The sequence below is a fragment of the Formosimonas limnophila genome (genome assembly GCF_014652675.1).
Lineage (GTDB): Bacteria > Pseudomonadota > Gammaproteobacteria > Burkholderiales > Burkholderiaceae > Hydromonas > Hydromonas limnophila.
On the sequence record NZ_BMZG01000012.1, the window covers coordinates 44,486 to 56,978 of the forward strand.

12 protein-coding genes and 1 pseudogene are annotated in these 12,493 nt (G+C 48.5%); 1 reads left to right on the forward strand and 12 read right to left on the reverse strand.

Going from position 1 to position 12,493, the window contains the following annotated elements:
• Window positions 1-7: 7 nt before the first annotated feature.
• From hflX to IE082_RS10165, 12 genes and pseudogenes are all read right to left on the reverse strand, one after another.
• Complete coding sequence (gene hflX / locus IE082_RS10110; RefSeq protein WP_189493792.1) at window positions 8-1,147, reverse strand: GTPase HflX; 1,140 nt, start codon at window positions 1,145-1,147, stop codon at window positions 8-10.
• A 113-nt stretch (window positions 1,148-1,260) separates the two neighbouring features.
• Window positions 1,261-1,497 carry an RNA chaperone Hfq gene (gene hfq, locus IE082_RS10115; RefSeq protein ID WP_189493793.1) on the reverse strand — a complete coding sequence of 79 codons (237 nt, stop codon included), beginning with the start codon at window positions 1,495-1,497 and terminating at the stop codon, window positions 1,261-1,263.
• A 201-nt stretch (window positions 1,498-1,698) separates the two neighbouring features.
• The gene (der, locus tag IE082_RS10120; protein ID WP_189493794.1) at window positions 1,699-3,174 is read right to left on the reverse strand and encodes a ribosome biogenesis GTPase Der; all 1,476 of its coding nucleotides are present in this window, start codon (window positions 3,172-3,174) and stop codon (window positions 1,699-1,701) included.
• 132 nt (window positions 3,175-3,306) lie between these two features.
• Window positions 3,307-3,942, reverse strand: coding sequence for a YfgM family protein (locus tag IE082_RS10125; RefSeq protein ID WP_189493795.1), 636 nt, complete (start codon window positions 3,940-3,942; stop codon window positions 3,307-3,309).
• Between the two features lie 69 nt (window positions 3,943-4,011).
• The gene (gene hisS / locus IE082_RS10130; protein ID WP_189493796.1) at window positions 4,012-5,307 is read right to left on the reverse strand and encodes a histidine--tRNA ligase; all 1,296 of its coding nucleotides are present in this window, start codon (window positions 5,305-5,307) and stop codon (window positions 4,012-4,014) included.
• A 78-nt stretch (window positions 5,308-5,385) separates the two neighbouring features.
• Window positions 5,386-6,189: a trypsin-like peptidase domain-containing protein gene (locus IE082_RS10135; RefSeq protein ID WP_189493797.1), complete on the reverse strand. Its 804-nt coding sequence runs from the start codon at window positions 6,187-6,189 to the stop codon at window positions 5,386-5,388.
• Window positions 6,190-6,353: 164 nt separating this feature from the next.
• Entirely contained in the window at window positions 6,354-7,589 is a 1,236-nt protein-coding gene (ispG, locus tag IE082_RS10140) for a flavodoxin-dependent (E)-4-hydroxy-3-methylbut-2-enyl-diphosphate synthase (protein WP_189493798.1), read from the reverse strand.
• 13 nt (window positions 7,590-7,602) lie between these two features.
• Window positions 7,603-8,484 (reverse strand): RodZ domain-containing protein, encoded by an 882-nt coding sequence (locus IE082_RS10145; RefSeq protein ID WP_189493799.1) that lies wholly within the window; start codon window positions 8,482-8,484, stop codon window positions 7,603-7,605.
• A 28-nt stretch (window positions 8,485-8,512) separates the two neighbouring features.
• Window positions 8,513-9,235, reverse strand: coding sequence for a tetratricopeptide repeat protein (locus IE082_RS10150; protein ID WP_189493800.1), 723 nt, complete (start codon window positions 9,233-9,235; stop codon window positions 8,513-8,515).
• A gap of 179 nt (window positions 9,236-9,414) precedes the next feature.
• A pseudogene (gene rlmN / locus IE082_RS10155) lies at window positions 9,415-10,476 on the reverse strand (dual-specificity RNA methyltransferase RlmN); the annotation flags it as partial.
• Window positions 10,477-10,573: 97 nt separating this feature from the next.
• Complete coding sequence (gene ndk, locus IE082_RS10160; protein WP_189493802.1) at window positions 10,574-10,978, reverse strand: nucleoside-diphosphate kinase; 405 nt, start codon at window positions 10,976-10,978, stop codon at window positions 10,574-10,576.
• A gap of 173 nt (window positions 10,979-11,151) precedes the next feature.
• Window positions 11,152-11,622 carry a GNAT family N-acetyltransferase gene (locus tag IE082_RS10165; RefSeq protein ID WP_189493803.1) on the reverse strand — a complete coding sequence of 157 codons (471 nt, stop codon included), beginning with the start codon at window positions 11,620-11,622 and terminating at the stop codon, window positions 11,152-11,154.
• Between the two features lie 366 nt (window positions 11,623-11,988).
• On the opposite strand from IE082_RS10165, the gene IE082_RS10170 reads away from it, so the two are divergent.
• Window positions 11,989-12,493: hypothetical protein (locus tag IE082_RS10170; RefSeq protein ID WP_189493804.1), on the forward strand; the 505-nt coding region annotated here is incomplete at its 3' end.

The window sequence follows — 12,493 nt, forward strand, 5'->3', positions numbered from 1 at the left end:
GCCTTGATTAATTGCTACGGAACCTCGGATCGTTCGCCCATTCATTGGCTTGTTCGCGTTCGCGTTTCCAGTCGGGTGTGTGGTTCTCTGCCAGCTCAACTAATGCTTCACGCAACTGAGCCATACCTTCGCCAGTTTTCGCGCTGATGTAAATGCGGGCGATTTTGCCGTTTTCATCTCGCTCAATGCCTGCCTCGTGGGCGGTGAGGTCGATTTTATTCCAGATAAGGATTTGGTGAATGTGTTCGGCTTCGATTTCTTTGAGCACTTTATTGACCTCGTCAATTTGCTCCATGCGCACTGAGCTGGCGGCGTCCACGACGTGTAACAAGACATCGGCTTGAATGGTTTCCTCTAATGTCGCACGAAACGCGGCCACAAGCTGGTGCGGCAAATCACGCACGAAACCTACGGTGTCAGAGACCACGAGCTGCCCAGCGCCTTCGACAAATACCTTTCGTGTAGTGGTGTCGAGTGTGGCGAATAGCTGATCTGCAGCGTAGGTTTTTGCGCTGGTCAGGTGGTTAAATAAAGTGGATTTGCCTGCGTTGGTGTAGCCAACCAGCGAAATATTCAGTCCTGTGCCGCGTGTGCGAGCAAGACGTTGGGTTTTGTGTTGTCGCTCAAATTTGGCGAGCTCTGCTTTGAGCTTCATGCGTCGTTCTGAAATCAAGCGTTTATCGATTTCAAGCTGTGACTCACCCATACCACCGCGAATGCCGATACCACCGCGCTGACGCTCCAAGTGGGTCCACAGACCTGTCAAACGTGATTGCATGTATTCGAGCTGCGCCATTTCAACTTGGAGTTTGCCTTCATGGCTTTTGGCGCGTTGAGCGAAAATATCAAGAATCAAGGCAGTTCTGTCCATGACGCGAACACCGAAAAACTCTTCGAGATTACGTTGTTGGGCGGGGCTGATGGCGTGATTGAAAACAATGCAGTCTGCACGATGTATCTGGGCTTCGACTTTGACTTCGTCTGCTTTGCCCGAGCCGATGTAGAGTTTGGCATCGGGGGCTTTACGCGTACCTGCGACGGCTGCGAGGACTTCGCCGCCTGCACTGTTGACGAGTAGATGGAGTTCTTCCATGGAGGCGTCGAAGTCGCCTTTACCGAAATTTAAACCGACGATGATGGTTCGCATATTATGGATGTTCCTTTTTTATTGTGCGGTTAAATATTTCGTTAATGGTTCACATAAAAACGAAATTGCCCGCTTAAAAAAGCGGGCGTTTTTGCAATGATGCAAAAATAGAATTATTCAGCCGCTTGTTGAATCTCTTGAATATTCACAGGGCGCGATGGAACGATGGTCGAAATGGCGTGTTTGTACACCATTTGGGTCACTGTGTTGCGCAGCAAAACGACGTATTGGTCAAATGACTCAATATTGCCCTGCAATTTAATACCGTTGACCAAGTAAATCGAGACAGGAACGTGCTCTTTGCGCAATGCATTCAAGAAAGGATCTTGTAAAAGTTGCCCTTTGTTCATTTTATATTCTCCAAGTAGCAAAAAAATTATTGTTAATAAAACCAGATAAAACATCAATACTGGTCATCATAACCCAGTTTGGGCAAAAGTGCCAGACTTACAACAGACCTAAAGGATACACCAAAGCCAGTCGAGGTAAGTATTTTTACTTATTGTGATTACTGCGTTGTGTCAAAAATTCAACGCCACGCAGCCGACTGATTAGCGCTTTTTGCGATCGGCATAAGGATTTTTTGTGCTGCGGAACTCAATCCGCAGCGGCGTACCTTGCAATTTGAAGGCGTCTCTGAATCGTCCTTCGAGATAGCGGCGGTAAGACTCAGGGACGTCGTCAAGGGTGTTGCCGTGAATAACCACCACTGGTGGGTTTTGGCCACCTTGATGAGCATAACGCATTTTTGGGCGTGCACCGCCACTACCTTTTCGCGGTGGCGCTTGGTGTTCTACAGCATTGTAGAGGACGCGCGTCAGGCGTGGCGTGGACAGTTTGGCGAACGCTGCTGCGTGGGCTTCATGTACGGAGGCCAGTAGGGCATCAACACCATTGCCTTTGAGTGCACTGGTGTAGTGGAATTTGGCGAAGTCGAGGAAAACGAGTTTGCGCACAATATCGACTTTGATACGGTCACGCTCGTAGCTGTTGACGGCATCCCATTTGTTCACCGCAACGACGAGTGCGCGGCCTGATTCGAGCACGAAGCCTGCAATGTGGGCGTCTTGTTCGGAGACGTCTTGTGACGCATCAAGCATCAGCACCACGACGTTAGCGTTTGAGATGGCTTGTAAAGTTTTGACGACAGAGAATTTTTCAATCGCCTCAAACACCTTACCGCGCTTGCGTAGACCAGCCGTATCAATCAATACATACTGACGACCTTGACGCTCAAATTCAATCTCAATCGCATCACGTGTGGTTCCTGGCATGTCAAAGGCAATCACGCGCTCTTCACCGATCAAGGTATTAATCAACGTGGATTTGCCGACATTTGGGCGGCCAACCACGGCGATTTTGATGGCATGTTGCATGGTTTCTACATCAATACTGTCTTCATCGCTGTCGTCCGCTTCGCCATTTTTGTCTTTGAGGATTGTTTCGATGGCAGCATCACGAGCCAATTTATCCAAATGCGCGAACGGATCATTGGCCTCTGGCGCACCTTCGAGCCAATCGTCTTGTGCAGGTGCCAATACGGTGTCGAGTGCATACTCAAGTAACTCGCGCACGCCTTCGCCATGCGCACTCGAAATCACCACAGGCTCGCCCAAGCCTAGGGCGTAGAAGTCTGCGGTGACATTCGCATGGCGCATCCCTTCGGCTTTATTGACAGCCAAAATGACGGTGCGACCTGTTTTACGCAAGTCATCTGCGATGGTTTGATCGTGAGCATTCATACCCGCTCGACCATCGACGATAAAAATCACAATGTCGGCTTCCACCACGGCTTGGCGTGTTTGTTTGGCCATTTCGTGGTAGATGCCGTCTTTAGTGACTGGCTCAAAACCGCCTGTGTCAATCACGAGAAATGGACGATCGCCCATGCGACCGTGGCCATAATGGCGGTCTCGTGTTAACCCTGGAAAATCTGCGACGATGGCGTCACGCGAACGGGTTAAGCGGTTGAATAAAGTCGATTTGCCTACATTAGGGCGTCCGACCAGCGCGATGACTGGTTTCATGATGTTTCTTTCAAAGGTTTTGATAAGCGATTCAAACGCCAAGCGCTTATCGTACTGCTGTATCAGAGTGAGACAAGCCAGCTTTCAGGCTGGCTTGAGTATCCATCTATTTTGGTGTGACAGATTGTCCAATTATTTTGGCAAAAAATTGAGCTTTCTTTTGAGAGACTCGTTCAGCGTTTTCGCAGAGGCGCCTTGTGCTTCGGTGAGCTTAATGGCTTCTTCGAGTGCGGCGCGCGCACCTGAGATGTCGTTTTTGGCAATGAGGACATCGGATTTTTTATTCGCAAAGGCCGCTGCGAACTCGGACTGAGGCAAGGTGTCTAAAGCTTTCAGTGCATCGTCTATTTTATTGGACTGGACCAGCACATCAGCCAGTTGAATACGTGCCGCTGATTGATTGTCAGGCGTGCTGTTTGCCACGAGCCATTGCAGGGCTGTGGCGGCTTTGTCCCACTCTTTGTTCGTCGCGGCGATTGTTGCGGTATTGAATGTGGCTAATGCAGCGTAGCGTGATGTCGGGTAGTCTTTTTGCAGTTGGGTCAATGATGCTGCTTCAGAACCATCCTTTTTTTCAATGGCTAAGTTGTAGACGTCAAGGACTTTGGCGGCAGCGGCAGATTGACTCGACTGATACCAGCCATAGCCTTGCCAACCCAAAACGACCACCAAAACCAGCGTAACTAAGCCGCTGATGAGTTTACCCCATTTTGCCCAAAAAGCCTTGAGAGCTTCTAACTGCTCTTGTTCTTCTAAATCGAAAGCCATAACCATCCTTAAAATTAAAATCAAATATTAAAACTCAAATGGCGTGGCACTAGCCACACTCCATTGTCTCTATTGTCCTGCTATTTTTTGCATCAAGTAACTGGCGGCATCCGCCGCAGCGACGTTCACTTGCCCACCATCACCACGCAAAGATTTAATGCTCACGGTTTGATTTTTCACTTCGTCTTCACCGAGAATCAACGCATAGGCAGCACCCGAGGCATCGGCTTTTTTCATCTGCGATTTAAAGCTGCCCGCGCCGTCTGCGCCACCCGAGTGTAAAACCACCGACAAACCCATTTGGCGCAATTGATTCGCACTTGCAAATGCTGCTCGTGCTGCTGCGTCGCCTTGGTGTAATACATAAACGTCGCACGCTGTATCTAAATTGAGTTTGAGCGATTCTTGCGTGAGCAAAATCAAACGTTCCAAACCAATCGCAAAACCCACCGCAGGCGTCGGCTTACCACCAAGCAATTCAAACAAACCATCGTAACGACCACCACCGCATATTGTACCCTGCGAGCCGAGTGTTTCGCCATCGACAATCCACTCAAACACGGTGTGATTGTAATAATCCAAGCCACGTACCAAACGCGGATTAATCGTGAAATCAATCCCGACGTCTTTGAGCAACCGTTGCACCTGCTCAAAGCGTGTCTTAGACTCGTCACCCAAAAACTCGGTCAAACGCGGTGCATTGTTCACCATGGCTTGCATCGCAGGATTTTTCGTATCCAAAATCCGCAGCGGATTGGCGTGTAAGCGACGGCGTGCGTCCTCATCGAGCAACTCACTGTGCGATTCAAAATACGCAATCAACGCCACTCGATGCGCCGCACGCTCCTCAGGTTGCCCCAATGTGTTAAGTTCCAAACGCACACCGCGTAAATCCAACTCATCCCACAAGTCGCGCAACATCACAATCAGCTCTGCATCCATATCCGCGCCACCGAAGCCGAGCGACTCCACGCTCAATTGGTGAAACTGACGATAACGGCCTTTTTGCGGCCGCTCATGACGAAACACGGGACCCATGCTGTACACGCGCTGCGGGCCGTTGTAGGTGAGATTCGACTCAATCGCCGCACGCACCACACCAGCCGTGAACTCGGTGCGCAAGGTCAAATCATCGCCATTGAGACGATCGATGAACGAGAACATCTCTTTCTCAACCACATCGGTGAACTCGCCAATCCCACGGGCAAATAAGCCCGTTTTTTCCAAAATCGGCGCGCGCATATTGCGGTAACCATAGCTTTTCAACCAACCGCGCAGCACTTCTTCGAGGTGCTCCCATAAAGCCGCATCCTCAGGCAAAATATCGTTCATGCCTTTGACGGCGTTAAATTTTTCTTTACTCATAAAATCATATCATGTAGGGTGAAATAAACAATTAGGAAGAAAAACGTAACCCGTGTTTTGTCTACGGCTCAAGTTAGGCTACGTAGTGCCTATGGCATGATGAAAAATCTCTCTAATTACCGTATTTTTCCAAACTATACCAACATCTGAACTTTTGCCGTCTTCTTTTGGATTTAAACGACCTGAGTACATATGGGGCAAATGAATAAAGCCACCACTATCACAATAGAAACGCTCATTAGACCTTGAAAACCAAGCGAATGGTCCTGTATAAACTGGTGAACCAGACTGTCCGTGCCAAGTCTTTGCGCTAATTAAAAAGAATGGATATTCCTCACCTTTAAAGTGGAAGTCAAGTTCAGGATCAGTAGCGACAAAGCCCGTAGTCCATATTGCCAAATATTGCCCTTTTCTTTCTAAAGGAAAACCAACGACGCTTATCGAATCTGTTACATTTAATCTGGGGTTAACAACAATATGATCAACATAAGGCAAACCATATTCCAGCAATTCGTCACAATGTACTTCTAATAGAGCTATATCAGTGTCTTTGGTTGGATGCTCAATCCAGAGTGGATTATTTTCCCTATTGTAGAGCGGTATTTCAATAGGCTTCCACCTCAGTTGTTTCCGATGTGGTAAAAATATTTTTATTAACCTTGGCTGATCGCCTAAAGGATCGTTAGTGAAAAAATCCAACCCCGTAAAATTATGCTTTGCCGTCACCAAAAATACTTTTCTAGGACTTTCGCTTGAATTGGCAACTAAAAAACCTGTCCCACTACGGCATATCGACTCTCTGTGTAATTCATCAGAAAAATATATTTCAAGATAAATTGACTGAATAGAGCCAGCATTAAATCTTTCTGGGTATAAATCCATAATACGTTACTCCCCGTCACTTGAAATTAATTTGCTACTCGGAACCCGTAGTGCGCAATAAACGTTTTTCGGTAATGTACGCCGCATGTTTTTGCTTTGCCCATTTTTCAAAAAATGATGCAATGCGATGCGCTTATTACACACTACAAAACCACATACCCGTTTCACCCACCATACTTCCGCTTCACATACGCATCTACAATCGCCTGAAACTCCACGGCAATGTTGTCACCTTTCAGCGTCACCGTCCGCTCACCATCGACAAATACAGGTGCAGCGGGTACTTCGCCCGTGCCAGGTAACGAAATACCGATGTTGGCGTGTTTGGATTCGCCTGGTCCATTCACGACGCAGCCCATGACGGCGACGGTCATCGATTCAACGCCAGCATACTTAGTTTTCCACACTGGCATTTGTTCGCGCAGGTATGTTTGGATGTCGGCGGCGAGCTCTTGGAAAACAGTGCTGGTGGTGCGTCCGCAACCAGGGCAGGCGACGACCATGGGGGTGAATTGTCTGAATCCCATGGTTTGTAAAATCTCTTGCGCGACGACAACTTCCGTTGCGCGTGAGCCGTTCGGCTCTGGTGTCAATGACACGCGGATGGTGTCGCCAATGCCTTGCTGGAGCAAGACAGACAATGCGGCGGTGGAGGCGACAATGCCTTTGCTGCCCATGCCAGCTTCCGTTAAACCAAGGTGGAGTGCGTAGTGGCAACGTTGTGCGAGTTGTTGATAAACCGCGACCAAGTCTTGTACGTTGGAAACTTTGCACGAAATGACGATTTTGTTCTCAGATAGACCGATGTCGCGCGCGGCTTGGGCAGATTCTAAAGCCGAGGTGATTAGGGCTTCGGTCATGACCTGTTGCGCCGACCATGGTTGTGCGCGTTGGGCATTTTCGTCCATGATGCGGGCAAGCACACTTTGGTCAAGGCTGCCCCAGTTGACGCCAATGCGCACGGCTTTATCATACTTTGCGGCGACTTCTATCATCTGCGCAAACTGCGCGTCTTTTTTTGCGCCTTTGCCGACATTGCCTGGATTGATGCGGTATTTGCTCAAGGATTGCGCACAGTCGGGATAATCGGTGAGTAATTTATGACCGTTGTAGTGAAAATCGCCAACGAGCGGCGCATACACACCCATTTTATCGAGTTGCTCGCGGATGTACGGCACAGCCGCAGCCGCTTCGGGCGAGTTGACAGTGATGCGCACGAGTTCGGAGCCAGCCTGCGCCAATTCTTTTACCTGCAATGCTGTGCCCAATGCGTCAACGGTGTCTGTATTGGTCATGGACTGCACGATCACTGGGTGTGAGCCACCAATGTGGACGGTGTGGTCCGCATGAGTGACTTTAACAGTGTGTGTGTGGTGGCGAGAGGTGATGTGCTGACTCATATGGTTTTCGTGATTAGTTCAACTCGTTGATGCGCACAACATCACCCTTGATGAGTGGCGTTAAATCATACGGTGCACCTTTCCACGTGACGTCTACTTGTGACGCACCACCGATTTTGACCTTAAGTGGTGTTTTACCAGATACGGATTGTTCGGTGTTGGCGATTTGTGAGCCGCTGAGGAGTACTTTACCTTCTGCATCTTTGATTTCTACCCAGCTGTCTGCTTTGAACTTGAGTGTCAGGGTGTCCCCTGAATTAATGGCTGCATTAGGCGCGACGGTCGGTGCATTCAGTGCCGCTGTGTCTGAATCAACCATGGGCGGCTCTGTGGCTGGTGCTGTCGCAGGGGGGGCGGTTTCTGTGTTGGTTGTGGGTGCTGCAGGTTGGCTGACTACTTGCACTTGGTTGGGTTCTGTGACTTTTTGGGCGACTTCGTTGGTTTGTAAAAAACGAGACACAAACATCCAGTAACCGAGCAAACCGAAAACCACCAATGCCAACAAAATCAGCCAAATACGGCCAATCCAGGGGGATTTGAGAGGTGTTCCGCGTGTTGGGTGCTCTGTTGTGATGGCGTCGGGCAATGTGGGCTGTGCTGCTTGGTATTTGAGCGGCAAATGACGGATGGCTTCGTCTTGATCTGCTCCGACGACTTTTGCGTAGTGGCGAACGATGGCGCGTAGCAGGACACCTTCGCCGACGCGGCTGTAGTCCTCCGCTTCTAATGCTATGATTTGGGCCAAGGCTCGGTTGGTGCGGGAGGCGATATCTTGTGCGGTTAGACCTTTGGACTGGCGAATGTGTACCAACCACTGACCAGCAGTCATGTTGTCTGATAAGGGCTCTATCGATGGGGGTTCTAAATTCAAGTCGGATTGTGTATCTTGTCTCATGGCGCGCTCTAATTTGTTGTCTTAGTGTTTAGAAAGATTGATACTGCTGCTCACGTGCCCACACAGCTTCTGGGCTGGTCGGGAACTGGGCAATGAGTTCTGCTATCATACCGTCGGTGTTGCTTTGAGGCTGAATCTGGTTGAGTCGAATGCCTAGCCACAGCACAGCGGCGGAATGGCTATTTTGTGTCTGTACGATGCGTAAATCAGCACGTGCTTCGTCAAATCGGGCTGAGCGTACGAATACGTGGCCGCGATAAATGCGTGCCTCTGCATTGACAGAGTCTCGCTCCAATGCCGCATTTAGGTAAGCGAGTGCTAACTCATCTCGGCCGAGACGCGCGGCACAGATGCCCGCATTGGTTAGCGCTTGCCCCATATTGGGGTAGACTGGGTCATTAAAAATAAGCGTGAATTGAGCCAGAGCTTCATCACCGCGATTCGCGCGACACAAAAATCTTGCGTAATGATTGCGAATATCGGTGTCGTTGATTTTTTGGTTGCCCGCGTTGGACAGGGCAGCTAAAAAGTGTGTGTTGGCAGGTTCGTCTTGACGAAGTTGTTCGTAAATAATACCCAAAAGCGTGTGCGCAGGCACGTAGTCAGAGCGGCTTTTTAGCGCGAGGTTTAACTCATCAATTGCCACAGCCACTTGGCCTGCGGTTTGGTAGTGAGCCGCTAACTCAGAGTGAATGCGTGCGGTTGCGTGTGATTTTGACTCTTTGGCTGTTTTGGCCTCTGTGGTCAGCATCGAGGTACAGCAGATGAAGCAAAAAAGAGTGCGCCACATCATTTCACCTCAGTGGTGTTTTGCTGTTCAATTTGTGCTTGCATTTGTTCGAACGAAATCACCGCTCGTTGCGTTTCAGAGGTTGTGAGGGTTTCTTCCTTTTTCACATAAGGTGTGAATTTCAGCTCTTGCTCGGTCATGCGCTCGTTGCGGCGTGTACGGTCGAGCACTTGGCCTGCAAGCTGACCGCAGGCCGCATCGATGTCGTCGCCGCGTGTTTTGCGAATCGTGGTGACGATGCCAGCTTCGAGCAAAATTTCGCCAAATACACGCACTTGCTGGGGTGTCGAGACGGTCAAGCCAGACTCTGGGAATGGGTTGAACGGAATCAAATTGAATTTACACGGGACATCGCGCACGAGTTCAATCAATTCCCGGGCGTGTGCGACGCTATCATTCACGTCTTTGAGCATGATGTATTCAAACGTCACGAAGTCGCGAGGTGCGCGCGTGAGGTAGCGCTGACATGCGGCCATGAGTTCGCGCAATGGGTATTTTTTATTCAGAGGGACAAGCTCGTTGCGCAGCTCGTCGTTCGGCGCATGAAGCGAAACCGCCAGTGCGACAGGGCAGTCATCTTTGAGTCGATCCATCATGGGCACAACGCCTGATGTGGAGACGGTGACACGACGACGCGACAGGCCATAAGCGTTATCATCGAGCATGAGATTTAATGCAGGTACCAGCGCGTTGTAATTGAGCAGTGGTTCTCCCATGCCCATCATGACCACGTTGGTGATTTTTCGCTCAGCTTTTGGATCAGCGCCCAAGGCATGATTCGCCCACCAGAGTTGGCTGATGATTTCGGCTGTCGAAAGGTTGCGATTAAAGCCTTGATGACCTGTCGAACAAAAGCGGCAGTTGACCGCACAGCCTGCTTGCGATGAAACACACAGTGTGCCGCGATTCGCTTCTGGGATATAAACCGCCTCAACCGCGTTGTTTTGGCCGACGTCAATCAACCATTTGCGTGTGCCATCGATGGAGGTCTTATCAAATAAAATCTCAGGTAAAGGCAAAGAGCAGTTTTGTTCGAGCTGAGTGCGCAATGATTTGGCCAAATCAGTCATTTGGTCAAATCGCTGCGCCCCAAAGTGATGAATCCAACGCATGACTTGACGGGCACGAAACTGCTTCTCGCCGAGTTCAGCGAAATAGTCGTTCATGCCTTTGGCATCGAAGTTCAATAAATTGGTATTCATCTGGGGCTTTTTTGTCGTTGTTGTTCAATTTTTTCGAGCTTTGCCCGTGAAAATTTGCTAACGTTGACTCAAAAAAGTAGGATTACTTTTTTTTGAATTATCCAAAGAAGTATTTAATTTCAATCGCAGCATTTTCCAAGCTGTCAGATCCGTGAACTGCGTTTGCGTCGATAGACTCAGCAAAATCAGCACGGATGGTGCCAGCAGCGGCTTCTTTAGGATTGGTTGCACCCATCAAATCACGGTGTTTCAAAACAGCGTTTTCGCCTTCGAGTGCTGTTACCATCACTGGGCCTGAAATCATGAATTTCACGAGGTCTTTAAAGAAAGGACGTTCTTTGTGAACAGCGTAAAAGCCTTCTGCTTCGCTTTGAGTCAATTGGGTGAATTTCGCTGCAACGACTTTTAAGCCAGCGTTTTCAAAGCGGGTGTAGATTTGACCGATGACGTTTTTAGCGACTGCGTCAGGTTTAATGATAGATAAAGTGCGTTCGATTGCCATGTTGCCATTCCTTTGTTGTGTTAAGAAAATTTCAAAAAAACCAATAAAATCAAGTTCTAAAGAACACAAAATTATAGCACAAGCATTTTCAACCCAAAATATTTAAACGTCGGATTGACCAAGATTACTTGATTTTGCCAGTGTTTTTTACTGGTTTTGTGGTTTTTTGCAGTCTATTTTGTACAGTCGAGGTGGTACACGTAAAACTCATTGTCACGTTGCCAACCGCATTTTTCATAGAGCGATTGTGCGATGATATTGGTTTTTGCGGTTTCCAACATCAGAGCGGCGGCGTCGCTGTCGTGAGCGAGTTGTTGTGCGAAATCCAATAAAGCCTTTCCGACGTTCAGTCCGCGTGCTTCAGGGGTGACATATAAGTCGTTCAGCAGCCAAACCTTAGAGAACTCCAAACTCTGAGTCAGCGAAGAGAGTAAAGGATAAAGCTGCATGAAGCCGATAGCGTGTCCTTGCTCATTTTGTGCAATGGCAACTTTCGATTCGTTTTGGCTCAGTCGGGCATGTAGGAAATCATGTGACAGTGATAAATCTGAAGGTAGTCTATAAAATTGACGATAATCGTCAAACAGAGGCGTTGCAAGCGCTACCTGATCTGCACTGATCCAGCTGAGTGTGGGGGTAATCATGGGGATATCTTCTATAAAAAATTGTTCGATGGCATCGTACTATGATTGTGGTCTGTGACGCGTTTACTTATTTTCGCTTGCAGTATTTTGTTTAATACACCTTGCGCCAATTAACCAAACCTTCAGGGGTTTTCAGTAATCCAGCCAATACGCTTGGGGCTATCAGGCACTTTGCTTTGTCATACTCACTTGATGTTGCATGGTTTGAAATATGCAATAAGTTTGTTAAAACTTATTTTATCTGAGGGTATTTCTCATTAATTTTACAACAGTCTACGTGATTATATCGATTTTATTCTGTTGAGTAAGTTTTTTGTAAGATTATTCTTCGATTATGTCAGGTTGTTTACAAAGAAGAGGTTGAAAATGCACTCTAACAAAATGAAGTTGTCGGTTCTAATGTGTTTATTGGTTTCATCTGGCGTATTGCCTGGCTATGCTCAAGAGGTTGTTTCATTGAGTGAGCCAAATGTCGCTGTTCAGTCTACGCTGGTGGTTTCGTCACCCTCTGGGGCAGATGGAAAAACTGTAGGGCGCGAGCCAGTTGGACGTGGTGATAGAGATACGAACTCACAAACATCTGACGTAGTGACTGATGTGCCGCCTGAAAGAAAAGCGGCAGATGGTCGTTCTGCGGTTGTCCGACCGTTGAATAAGGTTTTGAATTTACCGGAGAAGGGCAAGATATGGGTAACGGAAGATCCAGCGGTTATCACGCCTAATTTATCGGTTAGTGCGCCATCTAGCGTTGGTTTTTCTGATGGCAAGGTAGCCGAGCCTGTTTTGTTTAACGTGTACACGAATTACGCCCCGTTCATAGAGAAGGCGGAGGTATTGGTTTATGCGCCAGAGGACGTTGATCGCACGAAGC

Coding starts and splice junctions, on each gene's coding strand:
- hflX (WP_189493792.1), bottom strand. CDS start 1,147: ATGCGAACCATCATCGTCGGTTTAAATTTCGGTAAAGGCGACTTCGAC.
- hfq (WP_189493793.1), bottom strand. CDS start 1,497: ATGAACAAAGGGCAACTTTTACAAGATCCTTTCTTGAATGCATTGCGC.
- der (WP_189493794.1), bottom strand. CDS start 3,174: ATGAAACCAGTCATCGCGCTGGTCGGACGCCCTAATGTAGGCAAATCG.
- IE082_RS10125 (WP_189493795.1), bottom strand. CDS start 3,942: ATGGCTTTCGATTTAGAAGAACAAGAGCAGTTAGAAGCTCTCAAGGCT.
- hisS (WP_189493796.1), bottom strand. CDS start 5,307: ATGAGTAAAGAAAAATTTAACGCCGTCAAAGGCATGAACGATATTTTG.
- IE082_RS10135 (WP_189493797.1), bottom strand. CDS start 6,189: ATGGATTTATACCCAGAAAGATTTAATGCTGGCTCTATTCAGTCAATT.
- ispG (WP_189493798.1), bottom strand. CDS start 7,589: ATGAGTCAGCACATCACCTCTCGCCACCACACACACACTGTTAAAGTC.
- IE082_RS10145 (WP_189493799.1), bottom strand. CDS start 8,484: ATGAGACAAGATACACAATCCGACTTGAATTTAGAACCCCCATCGATA.
- IE082_RS10150 (WP_189493800.1), bottom strand. CDS start 9,235: ATGCTGACCACAGAGGCCAAAACAGCCAAAGAGTCAAAATCACACGCA.
- ndk (WP_189493802.1), bottom strand. CDS start 10,978: ATGGCAATCGAACGCACTTTATCTATCATTAAACCTGACGCAGTCGCT.
- IE082_RS10165 (WP_189493803.1), bottom strand. CDS start 11,622: ATGATTACCCCCACACTCAGCTGGATCAGTGCAGATCAGGTAGCGCTT.